The sequence below is a fragment of the Streptomyces sp. 17_S59 genome (genome assembly GCF_056930295.1).
This window is the reverse complement of sequence record NZ_JBXOWD010000001.1, coordinates 6383393-6403339: the sequence shown is the minus strand read 5'-3', so window position 1 is coordinate 6403339 and position 19947 is coordinate 6383393. Positions and strand designations below refer to the sequence as shown.

The window sequence follows — 19947 nt, the reverse complement described above, 5'->3', positions numbered from 1 at the left end:
GGGGACTCCGGGGACTTCCGGGACTTCGTGGGCTTCGGAGACTTCCGCCCGCCCCGGGCGGCCTCCTGATGGAACTCGACCTCACCCCCGGGGAGCGCGCCTTCCGCGCCGAGGCGCGCGCCTGGCTCGCCGGGCACGTCCCTCCTCCCCCGCTCCCCCCGCCGGAGACCGAGGAGGGGTTCGCGCGGCACCGGGCCTGGGAGCGCACCCTGTACGAGGCCGGATGGTCGGCGGTGGCGTGGCCACGCGCGTACGGGGGCCGGGACTGTTCACTGCTCGAATGGCTGGTCTTCGAGGAGGAGTACCACACGGCCGGGGCCCCGGCCCGGGTGTCCCAGAACGGCATTGCCCTGCTCGCCCCCACGCTGCTCGAACACGGCACGCAGGAGCAGTGCGCCCGGCTGCTGCCCGCCATCGCGAGCGGCGAGACGGTCTGGGCGCAGGCCTGGTCCGAGCCGGAAGCGGGCTCCGACCTCGCCTCCCTGCGGTCCGTCGCGGAGCGCACGGCAGGCGGCTGGCTGCTGAGCGGGCAGAAGACGTGGTCCTCGCGGGCGGCGTTCGCCGACCGGGCTTTCGGGCTGTTCCGCAGTCACCCGGGCGCGGACCGGCCGCACAAGGGGCTGACGTATGCGCTGTTCCCCCTCGACGCCGAGGGGGTGACGGTACGGCCGGTCGGCCGACTCGACGGCAGGCCGGTCTTCGCCGAACTCTTCCTGGACGGCGTCTTCGTGCCCGACGAGGACGTCGTCGGCGAGCCCGGCGAGGGCTGGCGGGTCGCCATGAGCACGGCGGGCGAGGAGCGCGGTCTGACGCTGCGCAGCCCCGGCCGCTTCTCGGCCACCGCGCGGCGGCTGGCGGAGCTGTGGCGGTCGGCTCCCGGCCCCGTCGACGCTGCCCTGGGCGACCGGGTCGCCGATGCGCTGATCCGGGCCCGGGCGTACCGGCTGTACGGCTACGCGCAGGCGTCCCGGCCTCGGTCCCGCTCCGGTGCCGGGGCCGCGCCGGGCGCGGAGTCCAGCCTGACCAAGGTCTTCTGGTCCGAGCTGGACCTGGCCCTGCACGAGACGGCCCTGGACCTGCTCGGTCCGTACGGCGAGCTCTCCGCCGCCGCGGAGGAGGCGCCCGCGCACGGGAGTTGGACGGACGGCTGGACCTTCGCCCTGGCCGGGCCGGTCTACGCCGGCACGAACGAGATCCAGCGCGACATCATCGGCGAGCGGCTGCTGGGGCTGCCGAAAGGACGGCGGCGGGGATGAGGTTTGCGCTGGACGCGGAGCAGACGGCCTTCGGGCGCTCGCTGGACCGGATGTTCGCGGCGGCCGGCACCCCGGCGGCCGTACGGTCTTGGGCGCGCGGCGAGCACGGGCCGGGGCGGGCGCTGTGGGAGCGGGCGGCCGGGGCGGGCGTCTTCGCGCTCGCGGCGCCGGAGGCGTACGGCGGGGTCGGGCCGCTGCCGGTCGAACTGGCCGTCGCCTTCGTGGAGTCGGGGCGCCACTGCCTGCCGGGTCCGCTGGTCGAGACGGTCGCGGCCACGGTCCTGCTGACGCGGCTGGCGGCGTCGGGCGCTGCGGCGCCCGCGGCGGAGTGGGTGCCCGGGGTGTGCGCGGGGCGGGTTCTGGCGACCCTGGCCGCACCGGCCGGTGGCCCGTACGCGCCGGACGCCGACGCGGCGGACGCGGTCTTCGTCGTGACCGGCGCGGACGGGGGCGGTCCGGACGAGCTGCGGCTGGCCCCCGGCCACGGCCCGGTGCAGCCTTCTCTCGACCCGGCCCGGCGGCTCGCCCGGCCCACCGGGGGCGGGAAGCTGCTGGCCGCCGGGCCCGCCGTGCGCGAGGCGGCCTCGCACGCCGCGGTCTGGGCGGCGTTCGCGACTGCCGCGCAGGCGCTCGGGGTGGGGCTCGCGCTGCTGGATCGGACGGTGGCCTACGCCCGGCAGCGCACTCAGTTCGGTGCCGCCATCGGCTCGTTCCAGGCCGTCAAGCACCGGCTGGCGGACACGCTCGTCGGCCTGGAGTTCGCCCGGCCTCTGCTGTACGGGGCGGCGGTGGCGCTGGCCGCGGGCGGGCCCGGTGTACCGGCCGACGTGGCCGCGGCCAAGGCCGCCGCCTGCGACGCGGCGTACGCGGCCGCCCGTACCGCGCTCCAGGTGCACGGCGCGATCGGCTACACCGCCGAGTACGACCTGTCGCTGTGGATCGGGCGGGCCAGGGCGCTGAGGTGTGCGTGGGGAAGCCCGGAGGAGTGCCGGAGCAGGGTCCTCGATTTATTTCGTGAGTAAAACACCTGTTAATCTCTTACTCCATGGCACCGTCCTCACCTGCCCGCCCCCGCCCTTTGCCCCTGCCGCTGCGCGGCCTGGTCCGGCTGAGGCCGTTCGCGGACATCTGGTTCAAGGCCGCGCTCAGCGGTGGCGCGGCCATGGCGGTGGCCGACGCGGCCCTGCTCGCGCTGGACCGGCTCGACCTGGCCCTCTACACCGCGGCCGGCGCCCTGTGCGCGCTCTACGGGCACGACCGGCCGTACGCCGCCCGGGCCCGCACGGTGGCCATGGTGGTGCTGGGTGCGCTCGCGGGCGTCGGCACCGCGCTGGCCGCCGCGGCGCTCACCGGCTCGGCCGCGCTGCTGGTGCTGCTCGCCGCGCTGGTCGCCGCGGCCCAGAAGGCGGTGTGCGAGGCGGCCCGGGTCGGGCCGCCGGGGCCGGTCGTGCTCACGTTCACCACGTCGACCTGCTTCTTCGTGCCCCAGCGGCTCGCCGAGGTGCCCGGACACCTCGGCCTGGTGCTGGCCGGCGGGGCGCTGGCCTGGCTGGTCTGCATGGCTCCGGCCCTGGTGCGGCCCCACGGGCCCGAGCGGATCGCCGCCGCCCGGGCGCTGGAGGCCGCGGCCCGGCTGCTGGGAGATCCGGCCGGGGCGGGGGTCGCCGCCCGGTACGCGGTGGCGGCCACCGCGGGGGCCGCGCGGCGGGCGTGCGGCGGCATGCCGCACCTGGAGGCGCTGATCGCACGGGCGGAGGCCGTGCTGGGGGCCACGGCGGCGGATCCCGCGGAGGCCGAGCGGCTGCGGGCGGCCGCCCGCGCGCTGCGCCGCGGCACCGGCGCACGGCTCCGCCGCACGGGCCAAACCTTCAAGCCCGCCCGGCAGTCGAAAGGATCCTTCCGGGGCGGAACACTGTGCTCCCCCGTCGTCGTGCGCGTCGCCCTCGGCTCCTCGCTCGCCGGCTGGGCCGCCCTCGCGCTGGGCAGCGCCCACCCCTACTGGGCCGTCGTCACCGCCGCCGCGGTGTGCCAGGCCAACACGTCCCTCTCCTGGCAGCGCGCGGTCCAGCGCGTCCTCGGCAGCCTCCTCGGGCTGCTGCTCTTCACCGCGCTGCTGCCGCTCACCCGGGCAGGTGGGACCGCGCTGGTGCTCGTCGCGCTCGCCCTCCAGGTCGGCGCCGAGGCGTTCATCGCGCGGAACTACTGGCTGGGGACCGTCTGCGTCACCCCCATGGCCCTGCTGCTGGGCGAGTTCGCAGGGGCGCACCCGGCCGGGGGGCTCGTGGCCGACCGGTGGACGGACACGCTGGTCGGTGCCGGGTTCGCCCTGCTCGTCTGCTGCGCGGTCACCAACCGGCGGGCGGCCGACCGGCTCGACGCCGCGCTGGACGGGGTGCGCGCGGCACGCGGTGCGGGGGGCTCCCGGGAGGGGCTGGGGGCGGCCCTCGTCGAGCTGCGGGAGGCGGCGGAGGTCGCGGGCGGGGAGTGGTGGCAGCGGGCGCTTCCGGTGGCGGCGGTGGCCGAGGAGGAGCGGGCGGGGTACCGGGCGCTGGGCGGGCCGATGCGGGTGCGGTAGGGCCCCGGCGGTCGCGGCCGGTCCCGGCCGGTCCCGTGGCCGGGTGTCCGGGGGCGCGGCCCGGCGCGGGCGTGCGGCGCGGCAGAATCTATCCGAGCACCCACCGGAGAGGATCGAGAACCGTGGCCGAGGACGCCGAGGACATCGTCGCGCGCGTGCTGCGCCAGTGGCAGCAGGTCCACCCAGGACTCGACACCGCGCCGATGGCCGTGATCGGCAGGCTCAACCGGTGTGCGGCCCTGCTCCAGCAGGCGACGGACGCCCCGCTGGTGCGGGAGGGGCTGTCGCGGGCCGAGTTCGACATCCTGGGCACGCTGCGGCGTACGGACCGGGAGCTGACGCCGGGCCGGATCGCCCGGGAGACCTTCGCCTCGGGGGCCGCCGTGACCAAGCGGCTGCGGGTGCTGGAGGAGCGGGGGCTGGTCGCCCGCCGCCCGGACGACCGCGACCGGCGGGTCGCCCACCTGTCCCTCACCGACGCCGGCCGCGAGTTGATCGACCGGCTCGTTCCGCAGCAACTGGAGTACGAGCAGGCCCTGCTGGCGGGCCTGGGCAAGGACCGCCAGGCCGAGCTGGCGGGCACGCTGGCGGAGCTGCTGGTGCTGCTGGAGGGACGGCTGGGCGGCCTCCAGCCGTAGGCACTGCGGGAGCCTTCCGGCCGTGCGTCAGCGCTTCGCGGGCGCCGACGGCGACGGCGTAGGGGCCGTGTCGAGCCTCGGGAGGACGTAGCCGTTCTCGCAGAGCTGGTCGGGCATCTCCTTGCCCCCGCCGACGAGGGTCACCTTCACTTCCGTGGGCGGCAGGTCGCCGGGCACCTGGTTGTGCGCGGCCGTGCAGACCAGTTGCCTGCGGCCGGTGAGCGAGAGCCTGGTGACGTCCATGGGCAGCTTGACCGTGACCCGGCCCTCGGCCGTGACGACCTCGACGCCGCCCCCGCCGCCCATGGGCAGGTCGGAGAAGAGGCCGCGCGCCCGCTCCGCCTCGTTGGGGCCCTTGAGCAGCAGCGGCACCGCCTCCTCCGCGGTCACCTCCTCGCCGGCCGGGCGGGACACCGGTTGGAGGGCCCCGACGAATCCGGGGTAGCCGAAGTAGAGCCGGGCCTCCTTCACGGGCTGGCCGGGCCGCTTGGCACCCTGGGCGGGCTGCCCCACCTCGACGACCTCGGTCGGCTCGATGCCGCAGCCGGCCAGGACGCCCGCGAGGGCGCCGGACAGCGCCACGGCCCCCACCGCGCGCCGTGCTCTCACGCGCCGTGCTTCCGCGCCTCGTGCTCTCACGCCTCGTCACCTCCTCCTCGTCGCAGCGGCAGGTCGACGGTGAACACCGCACCGCCCTCGGGCCCGTTGGCAGCCCGGACGGTCCCGTCGTGCAGCCGCACGTTCTCCAGGGTGATGGCGAGGCCGAGGCCGCTGCCCTCGGAGCGGACCCGGGCGGCGTCCGCCTTGAAGAAGCGCTCGAAGACGTGCGGCAGCACCTCGGGGTCGATGCCCTCGCCCCGGTCCGCGACCTCGATCAGCAGCCGCTCGCCCTCGTCCCGCGCCTCCGCGCGCACCACGACCCGGACCGGCTCCCCTCCGTGCCGCAGTGCGTTGCCGACGAGGTTGGCGATCACGACGTCGATGCGCCGCGGGTCCAGCCGGGCCCGCAGGTCCGCGGGCAGCTCGGCGGTGACCTTGTCCTGCCAGCCGCGGGCCTGGAGGGTCTTGCGCACAGTTTCGGCCACGTCGACCTCGTCGAGGTGCAGGGCGGCGGCGCCCGCGTCGAAGCGGGAGATCTCCATCAGGTCCTCGACCATGCGGGCGAGCTTGCCGGTCTCCTCGCTGATGAGCCGGACCGCGTGGGCGGTGTCCGGGTCGAGCCGGGCGGCGTCCTCGTCGAGGACGTCGACGACGGCGGTCATCGCGGCCAGCGGGGTGCGCAGCTCGTGCGAGACGTCGGCGGCGAAGCGCCGGGAGTTCGCCTCCATCCGGCGCAGCTCGGCGACGTTCTTCTCCAGGGCCGCCGCCATGTCGTTGAAGGTCCGCGACAGATCGGCCAGCTCGTCGCGCCCGGTCACCTTGAGGCGCGTGTCCAGCTCCCCCTCGGTGATCCGCTGGGTGGCGCGGCGCAGCTCGCGCACGGGCCGCAGCACACCGCGCGCGGCCAGCAGGGCGGGCACCACGGCCAGGGCCATGGCGGGCAGGGCGCCGCTCTGCGCGGCGTCCACCAGGGCGCGGACGTTCACCTCGTCCTCGTGCAGCGGCACCTGGGCATAGACCTCCAGGCCCGACAGCCCGCCGCCGTCCCCGCCGTAGGCGACGGGCAGGCCGATGGCGAGCCAGGGGCTGCCGTCGACGTTCACGCGCTGGAAGGCGGCTATGCCGCTGCGGACCTTCTTGCGCACGCCCTCGGGTACCGGCCCGGCCGGGGTGTTCTTGTCGCCGTAGGCCCGGCTGGCGGGCACCAGGGATCCGTCCTTGTAGCGGACGTGCACGATCCAGTGCTGGGCCTGGCCCGCCCGGTCGAGGTCCTGGGTGAACTTGAGCAGGTCCTGGCCGTCGGGCGGGAAGCGGAGGTCGGGCACCTGGGAGTTGACCTGCGCGCGCAGGGCGGTGACGGCCGTGTCCTGGGTCCGCTTGAGGATGGCGGTGCGGGCCTCGCGGAACGTCAGCGCCGCCGTGGTGAGCGCGCTCAACGCCGCGACCAGCAGGAACGCTACAACGAGCCGGGCGCGCAGGCCGCGCGCCAGGGTCTTCAGGTCCGGTCGTCGCACGGCCGTACCCGCCGCCTAGACGGGGCCGAAGCGGTAGCCGAAGCCGCGCACGGTCTGGATGTACTTCGGGGAGCGGGAGGAGTCCTCGACCTTGGTGCGCAGCCGCATGACGCAGGCGTCCACCAGCCGGGCGTCCCCGTGGTAGCTGTGCTCCCAGACGTGCTCGAGGAGCTGCTGGCGGCTGAAGACGCGCCCCGGGGTGGCGGACAGGTAGAGCAGGAGCTTCATCTCCGAGGGGGCGAGCGCGAGGTCCTGGCCCTGCTTGGAGACGAGCAGTCCGGCGCGGTCGATGGTCAGGTCGCCGTGGACCTCGGCGGCCCGGTCGGCGACCGGCTCCGTCCCCGGCCCGCCGCCGTCGACGGGGGCGGCGCGGCGCAGGACGGCGCGGATGCGGGCTTCGAGGACCTCGCCGCGGGCGGGCTTGACGATGTAGTCGTCGGCGCCGGCCTCCAGGCCGAGGACGACGTCTATGTCGTCGCCACGCGCGGTGAGCATGATGATCGGGATCTGCTGGGTGGCGCGGATGCGGCGGCACACCTCGAAGCCGCTCTTGTCGGGCAGCATCAGGTCGAGCAGGACGAGGTCGGGCCGGAAGGTCTCCAGGGCGGCCAGCCCGTCCCCACCGGTGGGCGCGGCCTCGACCTCGTGGCCGCGGCGGCGCAGGGTGAGGGTGACCCCTTCCCTGACGGCCCGGTCGTCCTCGATCAGAAGCACGCGTGACATGCGGACAGTATCGGTCGTACACAGGCGCGAATGCGCCCTGGAGGGCGCGCGGGGGTGGAACTGTCACGGACTCCTCATATTCGGGAGGTTTATTTCCCCACCCCGCCCCTTCCCTCTGTATCCGATATGCGGCTCCGCCGCAGGGCGGGGGCCCTGCCCCCGGACCCCCGGTCCTCAAACTCCCCCAGCTACCGCTGGGAGGTGCCCCCGGACGGGCTGGATTTGCCCCCGATGTGCCGCAGCAGCAGCGCCCGGAACTCTCCGTCGAATGCCTCGTACCGCCCCCGCAGTCCCTCCCCCGGCCAGTCCGCCGGCAGCAGCGCAGGCGGCAGCACCGGATCCGCCAGCAGATGCCGCAGCACCGCCGCCGAGACCGTGAAGCGCTCCGCGAGGCGGCGGTCCGTGCCGCCGTCCGGCAGGGTTCCGAGTGCCGCCTCCAGCGCGCGGGCCCGCCGGGCCCAGCCGTCCAGATCCCAGAGCGCGGCCGCGAGCGCCGCCGGGTCGCCCTCCGGGGCCGCGCCGGTGAGCACGGTGCACTGTTCGTCCACGACCGACGGGCGGTCGCGGACCAGGTTGGCGGGGCGCAGCCAGCAGCCCTCCCGCAGCTCGGCCAGGCGCAGGGCGGCCATCGCCTGGCGGAGCGCGGCGCGGTCGGGTGCGGTCCGGCGCTCGCCGGTGACCACGGCGATCTCCCAGCTGCCGGTCCAGGGGCGGGTGCGCGGGGCGCGGCTGTCGTCCTGCCGGGCCTGGCGGGCGAGGAGCCGGTCCGTGAGCCGGTAGGTGCCGTCGCGCTGCTCCAGGTCCCCGGCGGCGACCATCCGGGTCAGGGCCGTGCGGACCGTCCCCTCGGCAGTGCCGAACAGCTCCCCGACGCGGACGAGCGCACGGGCCGGGAGCGCCGGCGGGTGGTGGCCGAGGAGGGTGGAGAGCACGACCGAGCGCGCGGTCAGCGGCCGCAGGCCCAGTGAGGCAGTGGCAGTGGAAGAGGAAGAGGTGCCGGTGTCGTCCATGGCTGACGCAAACCCTGTTCATTACAGTCTCGGATCACGCATCATGAAAGTGTAATACCCAGGCCCGCACCCGCACCCCCGCCCGGAGGTCACCGTGAGCAGCCCCACCCACGAAGTGTTCAACCAGGCCCCGCCCCTGACCGGCTTCTCCACCGCCGACGACGCCGCCCTGCTGGAGGCCCTGCGCCGCGACGGCGGCGGCTGGGGCGAGGCGGAGGTCCGCACGCTGGGCGCCCGGGCCGGTTCGGAGGAGGTGCAGGAGTGGGCGCGCATGGCCGAGGCGAACCCGCCCGTCCTGCACACCCACGACCGCTACGGCCACCGCATCGACGAGGTGGAGTTCCACCCCGCCTGGCACCACCTGATGGCCGCCGCCGTGGAGAGCGGCCAGCACGCCGCCCCCTGGGCCGAGGCCCGCCCGGGCGCGCACCTGGTGCGGGCGGCGAAGTTCTACGTCTGGGCGCAGGCCGAGCCCGGCCACGGCTGCCCGGTCTCCATGACGTACGCGGCGGTGCCCGCCCTGCGCGCCCAGCCGGAGCTGGCCGCCGCGTACGAGCCGCTGCTCGCGTCCCGCACGTACGACTACGGGCTCCGCCCGCCGCTCGGCAAGCAGGGGCTGATCGCGGGTATGTCGATGACGGAGAAGCAGGGCGGCTCGGACGTCCGGGCCAACACCACCCGGGCCGTGCCGCGGGGCGACGGCTCGTACGCGATCACCGGGCACAAGTGGTTCACGTCCGCGCCGATGAGCGACGTCTTCCTGGTGCTGGCCCAGGCCGCCGAGGGGCTGACCTGCTTCCTCATGCCGCGCGTCCTCCCGGACGGCACGCGCAACGCCCTGCGGCTCCAGCGGCTCAAGGACAAGCTCGGCAACCGCTCCAACGCCTCGGCGGAGATCGAGTACGAGCAGGCCGTGGCCTGGCCCGTGGGGGAGCCCGGGCGCGGGGTGCGGACGATCGTCGAGATGGTCAACGTGACCCGGCTGGACTGCGTCATCGGCTCGGCCGCGGGGATGCGGGCCGGGCTGCGGCAGGCCCTGCACCACGCCGCCCACCGGCGGGCGTTCGGCGCCGAGCTGATCGACCAGCCGCTGATGCGCAACGTCCTGGCCGACCTCGCCGTGGAGTCCGAGGCCGCCACGGTGCTGGCGATGCGGCTCGCGGCGGCGCTCGACCGCGCCGGGGCCGGGGACGCCGAGGAGGCGGCGCTGCGGCGGCTGGCGCTGGCCGCGGGCAAGTACTGGGTCTGCAAGCGCGGCAGCACGCACGCCGCCGAGGCCCTCGAATGCCTCGGCGGCAACGGCTACGTGGAGGAGTCCGGCATGCCCCGGCTCTACCGCGAGGCGCCGCTGCTCTCCATCTGGGAGGGCTCCGGCAATGTGGCCGCGCTGGACGTGCTGCGCGTGCTCGACAGGGAACCGGCCGCCCTGGACGCCTACTTCGCGGAGGTCGGCCTGGCCGCCGGGGCGGACCCGCGGCTCGACGCCGCCGCCGTCCGGCTGCGCGCGCTGCTCGGCGGACTCGGCGACCCCGCCCGCGCCCAGCTGCTGGCCCGCCGCCTGGCGGAGCAGCTCACCCTGGTCCTCCAGGGCAGCCTGCTGGTGCGCCACAGCGCTCCCGAGGTCGCCGACGCCTTCTGCGCCTCCCGGCTGGGCGGCGAGTGGGGCAACGCCTTCGGCACCCTGCCGCCGGGGGCCGCCCTGGGGGCGATCCTCGACCGCGCCGCGCCCAAGGACGGACGGTGACGACGGACCGGGGCGCGGCGGACGCCGCCCCCGCGGTCCGCACCGAACGCCGCGGCCCGGTCACCACCGTCGTCCTCTCACGGCCCGCGGTCCGCAACGCCGTCGACGGCCCCACCGCCGCCGCGCTCGCCGATGCCTTCCGGGAGTTCGAGGCGGACGAGGGCGCGCTCGTCGCGGTGCTGTGGGGCGAGGGCGGCACGTTCTGCTCGGGCGCCGACCTCAAGGCGTTCGGCGGCGGGCGCGCCAACCGGGTGGCGGCCGGCGGCGACGGCCCGATGGGCCCCACCCGGCTGCGCCTGTCCAAGCCGGTGATCGCCGCGGTGAGCGGCCACGCGGTGGCCGGCGGGCTGGAGCTGGCCCTCTGGTGCGATCTGCGAGTGGCCGAGGAGGACGCGGTCTTCGGCGTCTTCTGCCGCCGCTGGGGCGTGCCGCTGATCGACGGGGGCACAGTCCGGCTGCCCCGGCTGATCGGTACGGGCCGCGCGCTGGACCTGATCCTCACCGGCCGTCCGGTGGAGGCCCGCGAGGCGTACGGGATGGGTCTGGTCAACCGGCTGGTGCCGCCGGGCGGTTCGCGGGCGGCCGCCGAGGAGCTGGCGGCGGAGATCGCCCGGTTCCCCCAGGCGTGCCTGCGGGGCGACCGGGCATCGGTCCTGGACCAGGAGGGAGTCCCGGAGGAGCAGGCCCTGGCCGCCGAACTCGCCCACGGCCTGCGGTCGTTGACCGAGGCGGGCGAGGGCGTGGCGCGCTTCGCCGCGGGCGCGGGACGGCACGGCGGCTTCGCCGAACTCCCGGACCGGTAGGGGGTGTCCGACGGGCCTGCGCCGGCCTGTCGGACTCGGACCCCCTGGGGAACTTGCCAGGAACTTGTCATGCCATGGCCTGGATTCACCCCATCGTAGGAATCCGGCCGAAAGCCCGGACAGGCCGTGCGGGACCGCTCCAGGATCTCGGTCGTGAGCGGATGGCGGCGTGCGGGGCGTACGGGGGTCGTGGCCTTCCTGGCCGTGCTGGCGACGGCCGGTGCCGGGCCCGCGACGAGCGGCGGGGCCGCCACCCGGTCCGAGTCCCCGGCCCGGACCTTCCGCGTCCAGGACGGCGAGGACACCGCCGTCGTCAGGCGCTCGGCCGGCTCCCTGGAGGCCGCCGCCGGCCCCGCTCCGTCCCCGGGCGAATCGCCCTCCTCCGCGTACGTCCTCCGCCGCCCCGGCTGCCTGACCGCCTGGGCCCGGGGCGGAGCGGCGGCAGCAATGTTCACGACCTGCCCGTCGCCCGCCCCGGCGCCCCCGCCGCCGGCGCCCGCGGCGAGCCCGCCACCCGTGCCGCGGGCCGTGCCGCCCGCCCCCGCGCCACCCGCGCCCGTGCCCGCTCCCCCGGTCGTACCGCTGCGTGCCCCCGCGCCGCTCCCGCGGAGCGCTCCCCCGGCCCCGCCGGCGTCCGCCGCCCCGGCACCCCCGCCGCCGGCACCCTCGCCCGCCCCGCGCATCGCGCCGCGCGCCTACCACTTGAGCGTGACGAAGCCGCCCAAGGGCGGCGCCTCGCTGGTCACGCTCACGCTGCTGCTCACCGCCCCCGCCGTGCTCGCGGCCGCGCTGCTGCGCCCGCGCTCCGGCAGCGGGCGGAACCGCTGATCCCGCCCCGCCGTTCCCTGGAGGTCCGTCTTGTCCGAGTGGCTGGTGCTGGTCATCTGCATGGCCGCCGCGTGCGTCGTCGTCCTGACCATCGCCGTGCTCAGAGGGCGGCGAGTGGGTGAGAGCCACAATCCCAACGAGACCCCGGACGTCATCGAGTACATGACGATGATGGTCGGGGTCGTCTACGCCATCGTGCTGGGCCTGGCGATCGCCGGCGTCTGGGAGGCCCGCAACACCGCCCAGGACACCGTCCGGGCCGAGGCGCAGGCGCTGCACGAGGTCTCCGAGCGGGTCCAGGTGTACGCACCGGAGGCCCGGGACCGCACCCGCAAGGACGTCGAAGCCTATGTGAGCTACGTCGTCAAGAAGGAGTGGCCGGTCATGCTCAGGGAAGGCCGGCTGACCGACAAGGGCGGGCAGCTGCTGGACAAGGTGCGCGCGGACGTCACCTCTTACCAGCCACGCGACGACCACGAGGGCCAGTCCTACCAGCCGCTGCTGGACCAGGTCGGGGCCGCGGACTCGGCGCGCAACGCACGGGCCGCGAACTCCGGCGACACCATGCCCGGCGTGGTGTGGTTCGGGCTGATCGCGGGAGCCCTGGTGGCGGTGGGACTGATCTTCACGCTCCAGATCACGCGGTCGCCGCGCGAGCTGCTGCTGGCCGGGCTCTACAGCGCACTGATCGCCTTCCTCCTCTTCCTCATCTGGGACTTCAACTCACCCTTCGGCCACGACGTGGCCGACTCCACCGGGCCGCTCACGGACCTCTTCAGCCTCTGATCCCGCCCTGACCCCGCTCCCGTCCTGCGGGCGGCTCCTCTGGCGGGTGCGGCACGGGCTCGCCACAATGTCCGCGTGGCCACGGTTCCGGGCTCCGGACTGACCGGATCGCGGCCCCGGACCCCGGCGGTCCGACTGCCGGCCCGGGTTTGGGGGTACGGAGGTACGGACGGGAGGTACCGAGCGTGACCGACTGCTTTGCTGACAGGGAAGGCCTCACCCGGCCGGTCGGCGAATCGGAGGCCGATGCGTACGTGCGCGGCATCTGTTTCAAGACCGGCCCGCCCCGCCTTCTCGGCGCCGAGCTGGAATGGCTCGTCCACGATCTGCACGACCCCGCCCGACCCGTCGCCCCGGACCGGCTGGCAGCCGCTGCCACCCGCGTGGGCGCCCTGCCGCTGCGGTCGGTGTTCACCATCGAACCCGGCGGCCAGCTGGAATTCAGCTCCCGGCCCGCGGAATCCCTCACCGCCTGCGTGGAGGAACTGTCCGCGGACCTCTCGCTCGCCCGCGCCGAGCTGCGCGGCCTCGGGCTCGCCCTGGAGGGCTACGGCAAGGAGCCGTGGTACGAGCCCCCTCGCGTCGTCGGCAACGACCGGTACAACGCGATGGAGGTCTACTACGACCGGATCAACGGCGCCGGCCGCAACGTCATGTGCCGCACTGCATCGGTGCAGGTGTGCGTGGACGCGGGGCACGAGGGTCCGGGGCCGCTGGGCTACGGGCGGCGCTGGCGGGTCGCCCACCTGCTGGGCGCGGTGCTCTCCGCCGCGTTCGCCAACTCCCCGCTGCTGCTCGGGCGGCCGTGCGGCTGGCGCTCCAGCCGGCAGGCCTGCTACGCCCGGATGGATCCCGGGCGCACGCTGGCCCCGCCGGACGGCCTCGACCCACGGGCGGCGTGGGCGGCGTACGTGCTCGACGCGAACGTCATGTTCGTGCGCTCCGACGAGGGGCCGTGGGCGGTGCAGCGCGGGCTGGCCCTGCGCCAGTGGACGCGGACGGGGCTGCCCCGGCCGGCGACCACCGACGATGTGGCCTACCACCTCACCACGCTGTTCCCGCCCATAAGGCCGCGCGGCCACCTGGAACTGCGCATGATCGACGCGCAGCCCGGGGAGGACGGCTGGATCGTGCCGCTGGCCGTGACCGCCGCGCTGTTCGACGACCCGTCGGCAGCGGAGACCGCCTACCGGGCGGTCAAGGGCCTGGGGGACGTGCCCGGCCGGCTGCCCCCGCCGCGGAACGCCCTGTGGCGCAGGGCGGCGCGGCACGGGATGGCCGATCCCGAGCTGCGTGCCGCGGCCGTGGCCTGCTTCGCCGCGGCCCGTGAGGCGCTGCCCCGGCTGGGGGCCGCCGAGCGGGTCCGCACGGTCGTCGACGAGTTCATCGACCGCTATGTGGACCGCGGCCGGTGCCCCGCCGACGACCTGCTCGACCGCGTCGACGGCAAGGAGGTCCACCCGTGACCCTCCCCGGGGCGGACCCCGACACGCTGCGCCTGCGGGCGGCGAGCGTCCTGCTCACCGCCCGCAACCGCACCCGCGCCCTGACCGACTGCGTCGACGAGCACGAACTGACCGCCCAGCACTCGCCGTTGATGTCCCCGCTGGTGTGGGACCTCGCGCACATCGGCAACCAGGAGGAGCTGTGGCTGCTCCGGGCGGTGGCCGGCCGGGACGCGCTGCGCCCGGAGATCGACCCGGTCTACGACGCCTTCGAGCACCCCCGCGCCGAGCGGCCCTCGCTGCCGCTGCTGTCCCCCGGCGAGGCGCGGGGCTATGCCGCGGACGTCCGCGACCGGGTGCTGGACGTGCTGGACCGCACCCCGGTGCTGGGGGGCGGTCCGCTGGTGGAGTCGAGCTTCGCGTTCGGCATGGTCGCGCAGCACGAGCAGCAGCACGACGAGACCATGCTGATCACCCATCAGCTGCGCACCGGCCCGGCGGTGCTCACCGCGCCCGGGCCGCCGCCGGCCGCACCGGACGCGGCCCTGCTCCCGGCCGAGGTCCGCGTCGAGGGCGGCCCGTTCACGATGGGCACGTCCACCGAGCCGTGGGCGCTGGACAACGAGCGGCCCGCCCACCGCCGCCTGGTGCCGTCCTTCTGGATCGACACCCTGCCGGTCAGCAACGGCGCGTACCTGCACTTCGTCGAGGACGGCGGCTACGAGGACCCGCGCTGGTGGCACGCGGCGGGCTGGGCGGAGGTGCGGCGGCACGGGCTGTGTGCACCGCTGTTCTGGCAGCGCGAGGGCGGTGGGTGGGTGCGGCGCCGGTTCGGGGTCGTGGAGCCCGTCCCGGCCGCCGAGCCGGTGCTGCACGTCAGCTGGTACGAGGCGGCGGCGTACGCGGCGTGGGCGGGCCGGCGGCTGCCCACGGAGGCGGAGTGGGAGAAGGCCGCACGCCACGACCCGTCCTCCGGCCGGTCGCTGCGCTACCCGTGGGGGGATGCGGATCCCACGCCCGGGCACGCCAACCTCGGCCAGCGGCACCTGCGTCCGGCCCCCGTCGGCGCCTATCCCCGCGGCGCCTCGCCGCTGGGGGTCCGGCAGCTGATCGGGGACGTGTGGGAGTGGACGGCGAGCGACTTCCTGCCCTATCCGGGCTTCCGGGCCTTCCCCTACCGCGAGTACTCCGAGGTGTTCTTCGGCGACCGCTTCAAGGTCCTGCGCGGCGGCTCCTTCGCCGTGGACCCGGTGGCCTGCCGGGGGACGTTCCGCAACTGGGACCTGCCGGTCCGCCGGCAGATCTTCTCCGGCTTCCGGACGGCGCGCGACGCGGAACCCGCCTGATGTGCCGGCACATCGCGGTACTGGGGCCCGACGTCCCGCTCGGAGAGACCTTGGTCGACCCGCCGTACTCGCTCGTCCGCCAGGCGTGGGCGCCGCGGCACATGCGGCACGGCACGGTCAACGCGGACGGCTTCGGCGTCGGCTGGTACGCGCCGGGCGACCCGCTGCCCGCCCGCTACCGGCGGGCGGGGCCCGTCTGGGGGGACGAGTCGTTCGCCGACCTCGCCCGGGTGGTACGGGCCCGGGCGCTGCTCGCGGCGGTCCGGGACGCGACGTTCGCGGGCGCGGACGGGGAGGCCGCGGCGGCCCCGTTCGCCGGCGGGCCCTGGCTGTTCAGCCACAACGGGGCCGTGCCCGGCTGGCCGGACTCTGCGGCCGCGCTGGTCCCGCTGCTGCCGCCCGGTGCGCTGCTGCGGCTGGCGGCGCGGTGCGACTCGGCGTTCGTCTGGGCGCTGGTGGAGCACCGGCTGCTGCGCGGCGAGAGCCCCGGGCCGGCGCTGGCCGGGGCGGTGGCGACGCTCGCCCGGGCCGCCCCGGGCTCCCGGCTGAACCTGCTGCTCACGGACGGGGCGTCCATCGCCGCCACGGCGTGGGGCGACTCCCTGTGGTATCTCGCCGACGGGAACGTGCGCACGGTCGTCGCCTCCGAGCCCTACGACGACGATCCGCACTGGACCGAGGTCCCCGACCGCACGCTGGTGACCGCCGACAGGACCGGCGTCACGCTCTTCCCGCTCCCCTCGAACCTCCCGCGTTCCCCGCTCAAGGAGCCCGCCCAGTGAGCCCGTTCGTCCTCACCCGTACCCTCCCCCTCGATGCAACGGCTGCCGCCCTGCGCGCGGACGTCACCGAAGGGCTGACCCGCTCGCCCAAGGAGCTTCCCCCGAAGTGGTTCTACGACGCGCGGGGCAGCGAGCTGTTCGACGAGATCACCCTGCTGCCGGAGTACTACCCGACGCGGGCCGAGCGGGAGATCCTCATCGCCCGGGCCGGTGACATCGCCGCGGCCACAGGCGCCCGGACGCTCGTCGAGCTGGGCTCGGGCTCCTCCGACAAGACGCGCCACCTGATCCGGGCCCTGCCGGCCCTCGGGTTCTACGTCCCGGTGGACGTCAGCGAGAGCGCCCTGTCCGGGGCCGCGGAGACGCTGCTGGCCGAGCAGCCGACGCTGACCGTGCACGCGCTCGTCGCGGACTTCCAGTACGGGCTCGCCCTGCCCGGGGGGCTGCCCGGGCCGCGGCTGATCGCCTTCCTCGGCGGCACGATCGGCAATCTGCTGCCGGCGGAGCGGGCACGGTTCCTGGCCGGTCTCCGCTCGGGGATGGCGGCCAAGGACGCGCTGCTGCTGGGCACGGACCTGGTGAAGGACGAGAGCGTGCTGCTCCCTGCCTACGACGATGCGCGGGGCGTCACGGCCGCCTTCAACAAGAACGTGCTCGCCGTCATCAACCGCGAGCTGGGCGCCGACTTCGAGCCCGGGAACTACGACCACGTCGCCCTGTGGGATGCGCGCCGCGAGTGGATCGAGATGCGGCTGCGGGCGCGCCGCGCGGCGGTGGTGAAGATCCCGGCGCTCGACCTGGCGGTGCACTTCGAGGCGGGCGAGGAGCTGCGCACCGAGGTGTCCGCGAAGTTCCGCCACGAGGGCGTACGGCGGGAGCTGGCCGCGGCGGGGCTGGAGCTGACCCACTGGTGGACGGACGCGGCGGGCCGCTTCGCCCTGTCCCTGGCCGTCCCGGCGGGGGCCTAGCCGGTGGAGCGGCTCAACGCCCCCGGCCGGTCCGGCCGGTGGCGGGCCGGGCAGCGCTCGCGGCGAGGTGTCCGGCCGCCTTGACCGTCCGGATGACCGGGGCCGTCTCCACGGAGCGGATCGCCTCCAGCGCACCCAGGCAGCGTGTGAGGTAGTGGTGCAGCCCCGCGGGGTCGGGGCACAGGGCGTGCGCGACGAGGTTGGTGGGGCCGGTGGTGGCGGCGACCACGGCGAGTTCGGGGTGGCTGGCGAGGGCCGTCGCGACGTGGTCGAGGTGCGCGGGCGGCACGGACATCCACAGCAGGGCCTGGGTGGTGGCCCCGAGGGCGCCGGGGGCGATCTCGACGTCGAAGAAGACCGTGCCCCGGGCGCGGAGTTCGGCCAGCCGCCGCGCCACGGTGGCCTGGGACCAGCCGGTGGCCGTGGCGAGGTCGGCGTGGCTCGCGCGCCCGTCGTGGCCGAGGGCGTCGAGCAGTTCGCGGTCGGCGGGTGTGAGCCGGGCCCGGCGGGACGGGGTTGCGGTGTCGTCGGGGGCCGGGTCCGGGGTGAGGGCCTGCTGCTGTGCCTCGTCGAGGGCTGCGAGGCGGCCGCGCCAGGCGGTGGGGCCGCCGAGGTAGGTGTGGAGCATGCAGTGGGCGGAGACCGCGGTGATGCCTGCTGTGCGGGGAAGGTCGTGCAGCAGCGTGGCGTGCGAGGTCTCCGCGCCGTGCGGGACGTGGACGACCGCGAAGATCTCCGTCCCGCCGGACGTCAGCTTGACCCATGAGGTGTCGGGGCGGCGGGCCAGGGAGTGGGCGAGGGTCCGGGTCACGGCCGGTGTCGTGGTGAGCCGGAGCATCCACTGGGTCTGCCCGGCCAGGTGCGGGTCGGCGAGGCCGACCACGCGCAGGCCCGCCTCGGTGCGCAGCCGCCGGTAGCGGCGGGCCACGGTCTGGGTGGACGTGCCGAGCACCCCGGCGATGCGGCTGAAGGGCGCCCGCCCGTCGATGTGCAGGGCGTGGACGAGGGCCCGGTCGAGGTCGTCGAGCATGAGCGCATCCCTCTTGATTCCGTGAACGATGGAAGAAATCCTCCAACAATCCCGGCCGGATGGAAACTTCGGCCTCGGCGGCCTGAGGGTGGGTCACGTCCCGGGCGCCCGTGCCCGGGACGTGACGACCTGGAGGGACAGCCGTGCGGGTGCGCATACGAGAACAGGAAGAACGGAAGGAAACCACCGGGGCGGGGGCGCCGTACCGGTGGCGGTGGGTGGCCCTGGGCACGCTGCTGCTGGCCGAGGCGATGAACCTGCTGGACGCGACCGTCGTACAGGTGGCCGCGCCGGTGATCCACGAGGACCTCGGCGGTGACGCCTCCGTCATCCAGTGGTTCAGCGCCGCCTACACGCTGCCGTTCGCCGTGCTGCTGATCACGGGCGGCCGGCTGGGGGACGTGATCGGCCGCAGACGGGTGTTCCTGGTGGGGGTGGCCGGGTTCGCAATGGCGTCCCTGGCCTGTGCGCTGGCCCCCACGGCCGGAGCACTGATCGCCGCGCGGGCGGTGCAGGGCGGCGCTGCCGCGCTGGTCATTCCGCAGACGTTCGGCCTGATCCGGGCGATGTTCGAGGGCGGTGAAATGGCCAGGGCGCTGGGCAGCATCGGGCCGGTGATGGGCCTGGCCGCGGTGTGCGGGCCGGTGCTGGGCGCCGTGCTCACCCACGCCGACCTGGGCGGCTCCTCGTGGCGGGCCGCGTTCCTGGTCAACCTCCCCCTCGCCGCCCTCGTCCTCGCCGGAGCGCGGGCGCTGCGCGAGGACCGGGCCGCGCGGCCGCCGCGCACGGACGTCCCGGGCACCGCCCTGGCGACGCTCGGGGCAGGGCTGGTCGTGTACCCGCTCATCGAGGGCGACTCCGCGGGATGGCCGCTGTGGACCTGGGCGGCCCTCGTCGCGGGCGTCCTCGTCCTGGCGCTGTTCGGACTCCACCAGCGGCACGCGGCCCGGCGCGGCCGCAGCCCCCTGACCGAGCCGAGCCTCTTCCGCGACCGGGGGTTCCCCGCCGCGCTGGTGACGTCGGCGCTGTTCTTCGCGGTGACGAACGGGCTGACGGTGGTGGTCGTCCTCCAGGTGCAGCTCGGCCTGGGCCGTGACGTCCTGGACTCCGGGCTGACCCTGCTGCCGTGGTCCTGCGGGCTCGCGCTCGCGTCCTGGGTCTCGGGCGCGTACTTGGTGCCCCGGTACGGTGCGCGGCTGATGTTTGCGGGGCTGGCCGTGCTGGGTGCGGGGCTGCTCGCCGCGCTCGCCGTCTACCGCGGTGCCGGTCCGGGCTCCTTGCCGTGGCCGCTGTCCGTGGCGCTGGCCGTGGGCGGGGCCGGGTGCGGGATGTTCACCGTTCCGTTCTTCAGTACCGCCCTCGCCCGGGTCCGGCCCCATGAGACGGGCTCGGCGGCGGGCCTGCTCAACGCCGTCCAGCAGTTCGGCGGCACGCTGGGGATCGCCGTGCTCGGCAGCACGTTCCTGCGCGCCTTCTCCGCCCGCTCCGGAACGGATGCCGGCCGGGCGGCCCTGGAGGCGGTGCAGCACGCCTTCGTGCTGGCCCTCGTCCTCCTGGCCGCCGCGGCCGCCGCAGCGGCGCTGATGCGGCCCCGTGCGGGCCGGCTCCCCCGATGAGGCCCTCCCGCCTCGCGCCCGCCGGGCTCCCGGGGCACGGTGGGAGGAGGCCCCGGCAGAGGAGAGGGCATGTCCAATCACACCTATCGGGTGACCGAGATCGTCGGCTCGTCCCAGGAGGGCGTGGACGCGGCGATCCGCAACGGGATCAGCCGCGCCGCGCAGACGCTGCGGGAGCTGGACTGGTTCGAGGTCACCCAGATCCGCGGCCACCTGGAGGACGGTGCGATCGCGCACTACCAGGTGGGGCTCAAGGTGGGCTTCCGTCTGGAGGACGCCTGAT

At 75.5% G+C, this 19947-nt stretch carries 19 protein-coding genes; 14 read left to right on the top strand and 5 right to left on the bottom strand.

Annotated elements, in window-relative coordinates:
- Positions 1-68 precede the first annotated feature (68 nt).
- The 4 genes from AC1Z4A_RS28955 to AC1Z4A_RS28940 all read left to right on the top strand — a co-directional run bounded on the left by AC1Z4A_RS28955 (position 69) and on the right by AC1Z4A_RS28940 (position 4469).
- Positions 69-1256, top strand: a complete 1188-nt coding sequence (locus AC1Z4A_RS28955) for an acyl-CoA dehydrogenase family protein (RefSeq protein WP_483682818.1) — start codon at positions 69-71, stop codon at positions 1254-1256.
- On the top strand, positions 1253-2278 hold the full coding sequence (locus AC1Z4A_RS28950) for an acyl-CoA dehydrogenase family protein (protein ID WP_483682817.1): 1026 nt from the start codon (positions 1253-1255) through the stop codon (positions 2276-2278). The genes AC1Z4A_RS28955 and AC1Z4A_RS28950 overlap by 4 nt, the downstream gene beginning before the upstream one ends.
- A 23-nt stretch (positions 2279-2301) precedes the next feature.
- A complete protein-coding gene (locus tag AC1Z4A_RS28945) occupies positions 2302-3831 on the top strand; it encodes an FUSC family protein (protein WP_483682816.1) in 1530 nt (509 codons plus the stop codon).
- Positions 3832-3953: 122 nt separating this feature from the next.
- Positions 3954-4469 carry a MarR family winged helix-turn-helix transcriptional regulator gene (locus AC1Z4A_RS28940; protein ID WP_483682815.1) on the top strand — a complete coding sequence of 172 codons (516 nt, stop codon included), beginning with the start codon at positions 3954-3956 and terminating at the stop codon, positions 4467-4469.
- A gap of 27 nt (positions 4470-4496) precedes the next feature.
- On the opposite strand, the gene AC1Z4A_RS28935 is transcribed toward AC1Z4A_RS28940, so the two are convergent.
- The 4 genes from AC1Z4A_RS28935 to AC1Z4A_RS28920 form a co-directional block, all read right to left on the bottom strand.
- A complete protein-coding gene (locus AC1Z4A_RS28935) occupies positions 4497-5078 on the bottom strand; it encodes a hypothetical protein (RefSeq protein WP_483682814.1) in 582 nt (193 codons plus the stop codon).
- A gap of 26 nt (positions 5079-5104) precedes the next feature.
- Entirely contained in the window at positions 5105-6583 is a 1479-nt protein-coding gene (locus AC1Z4A_RS28930; protein ID WP_483682813.1) for an ATP-binding protein, read from the bottom strand.
- Positions 6584-6598: 15 nt separating this feature from the next.
- The gene (locus tag AC1Z4A_RS28925; protein ID WP_483682812.1) at positions 6599-7306 is read right to left on the bottom strand and encodes a response regulator; all 708 of its coding nucleotides are present in this window, start codon (positions 7304-7306) and stop codon (positions 6599-6601) included.
- Positions 7307-7494: 188 nt separating this feature from the next.
- Positions 7495-8316, bottom strand: coding sequence for a PaaX family transcriptional regulator C-terminal domain-containing protein (locus AC1Z4A_RS28920; protein ID WP_483682811.1), 822 nt, complete (start codon positions 8314-8316; stop codon positions 7495-7497).
- Positions 8317-8410: 94 nt separating this feature from the next.
- On the opposite strand from AC1Z4A_RS28920, the gene AC1Z4A_RS28915 reads away from it, so the two are divergent.
- From AC1Z4A_RS28915 to egtD, 8 genes are all read left to right on the top strand, one after another.
- Positions 8411-10060 carry an acyl-CoA dehydrogenase family protein gene (locus AC1Z4A_RS28915; RefSeq protein WP_483682810.1) on the top strand — a complete coding sequence of 550 codons (1650 nt, stop codon included), beginning with the start codon at positions 8411-8413 and terminating at the stop codon, positions 10058-10060.
- Complete coding sequence (locus AC1Z4A_RS28910; protein WP_483682809.1) at positions 10057-10863, top strand: crotonase/enoyl-CoA hydratase family protein; 807 nt, start codon at positions 10057-10059, stop codon at positions 10861-10863. Before AC1Z4A_RS28915 ends, AC1Z4A_RS28910 begins: the two co-directional genes overlap by 4 nt.
- Before the next feature lie 153 nt (positions 10864-11016).
- A complete protein-coding gene (locus AC1Z4A_RS28905; RefSeq protein ID WP_483682808.1) occupies positions 11017-11691 on the top strand; it encodes a hypothetical protein in 675 nt (224 codons plus the stop codon).
- A 30-nt stretch (positions 11692-11721) separates the two neighbouring features.
- Positions 11722-12477 carry a bestrophin-like domain gene (locus AC1Z4A_RS28900; protein ID WP_483682807.1) on the top strand — a complete coding sequence of 252 codons (756 nt, stop codon included), beginning with the start codon at positions 11722-11724 and terminating at the stop codon, positions 12475-12477.
- A 185-nt stretch (positions 12478-12662) separates the two neighbouring features.
- Positions 12663-13943: an ergothioneine biosynthesis glutamate--cysteine ligase EgtA gene (gene egtA, locus AC1Z4A_RS28895; protein WP_483682806.1), complete on the top strand. Its 1281-nt coding sequence runs from the start codon at positions 12663-12665 to the stop codon at positions 13941-13943.
- Positions 13940-15268 (top strand): ergothioneine biosynthesis protein EgtB, encoded by a 1329-nt coding sequence (gene egtB, locus AC1Z4A_RS28890; RefSeq protein WP_483682805.1) that lies wholly within the window; start codon positions 13940-13942, stop codon positions 15266-15268. The genes egtA and egtB overlap by 4 nt, the downstream gene beginning before the upstream one ends.
- Complete coding sequence (gene egtC, locus AC1Z4A_RS28885; protein ID WP_483682804.1) at positions 15268-16050, top strand: ergothioneine biosynthesis protein EgtC; 783 nt, start codon at positions 15268-15270, stop codon at positions 16048-16050. Before egtB ends, egtC begins: the two co-directional genes overlap by 1 nt.
- Entirely contained in the window at positions 16047-17018 is a 972-nt protein-coding gene (gene egtD, locus AC1Z4A_RS28880; RefSeq protein WP_483682803.1) for an L-histidine N(alpha)-methyltransferase, read from the top strand. Before egtC ends, egtD begins: the two co-directional genes overlap by 4 nt.
- Positions 17019-17031: 13 nt before the next feature.
- Here egtD and AC1Z4A_RS28875 read toward each other — a convergent pair whose 3' ends face one another.
- On the bottom strand, positions 17032-18048 hold the full coding sequence (locus AC1Z4A_RS28875; RefSeq protein WP_483682802.1) for an Lrp/AsnC family transcriptional regulator: 1017 nt from the start codon (positions 18046-18048) through the stop codon (positions 17032-17034).
- A gap of 149 nt (positions 18049-18197) precedes the next feature.
- Here AC1Z4A_RS28875 and AC1Z4A_RS28870 point away from each other — a divergent pair, with 149 nt between their 5' ends.
- Positions 18198-19664, top strand: a complete 1467-nt coding sequence (locus tag AC1Z4A_RS28870; RefSeq protein ID WP_483682801.1) for an MFS transporter — start codon at positions 18198-18200, stop codon at positions 19662-19664.
- 69 nt (positions 19665-19733) lie between these two features.
- Complete coding sequence (locus AC1Z4A_RS28865; RefSeq protein ID WP_483682800.1) at positions 19734-19946, top strand: dodecin; 213 nt, start codon at positions 19734-19736, stop codon at positions 19944-19946.
- Position 19947: the final 1 nt, after the last annotated feature.

What these genes read in the sequence shown, in the direction of transcription:
- AC1Z4A_RS28865 (WP_483682800.1), top strand. Translation starts at nt 19,734, where the DNA reads ATGTCCAATCACACCTATCGGGTGACCGAGATCGTCGGCTCGTCCCAG.
- egtC (WP_483682804.1), top strand. Translation starts at nt 15,268, where the DNA reads ATGTGCCGGCACATCGCGGTACTGGGGCCCGACGTCCCGCTCGGAGAG.
- AC1Z4A_RS28950 (WP_483682817.1), top strand. Translation starts at nt 1,253, where the DNA reads ATGAGGTTTGCGCTGGACGCGGAGCAGACGGCCTTCGGGCGCTCGCTG.
- AC1Z4A_RS28925 (WP_483682812.1), bottom strand. Translation starts at nt 7,306, where the DNA reads ATGTCACGCGTGCTTCTGATCGAGGACGACCGGGCCGTCAGGGAAGGG.
- AC1Z4A_RS28875 (WP_483682802.1), bottom strand. Translation starts at nt 18,048, where the DNA reads ATGCTCGACGACCTCGACCGGGCCCTCGTCCACGCCCTGCACATCGAC.
- AC1Z4A_RS28920 (WP_483682811.1), bottom strand. Translation starts at nt 8,316, where the DNA reads ATGGACGACACCGGCACCTCTTCCTCTTCCACTGCCACTGCCTCACTG.
- AC1Z4A_RS28955 (WP_483682818.1), top strand. Translation starts at nt 69, where the DNA reads ATGGAACTCGACCTCACCCCCGGGGAGCGCGCCTTCCGCGCCGAGGCG.
- AC1Z4A_RS28945 (WP_483682816.1), top strand. Translation starts at nt 2,302, where the DNA reads ATGGCACCGTCCTCACCTGCCCGCCCCCGCCCTTTGCCCCTGCCGCTG.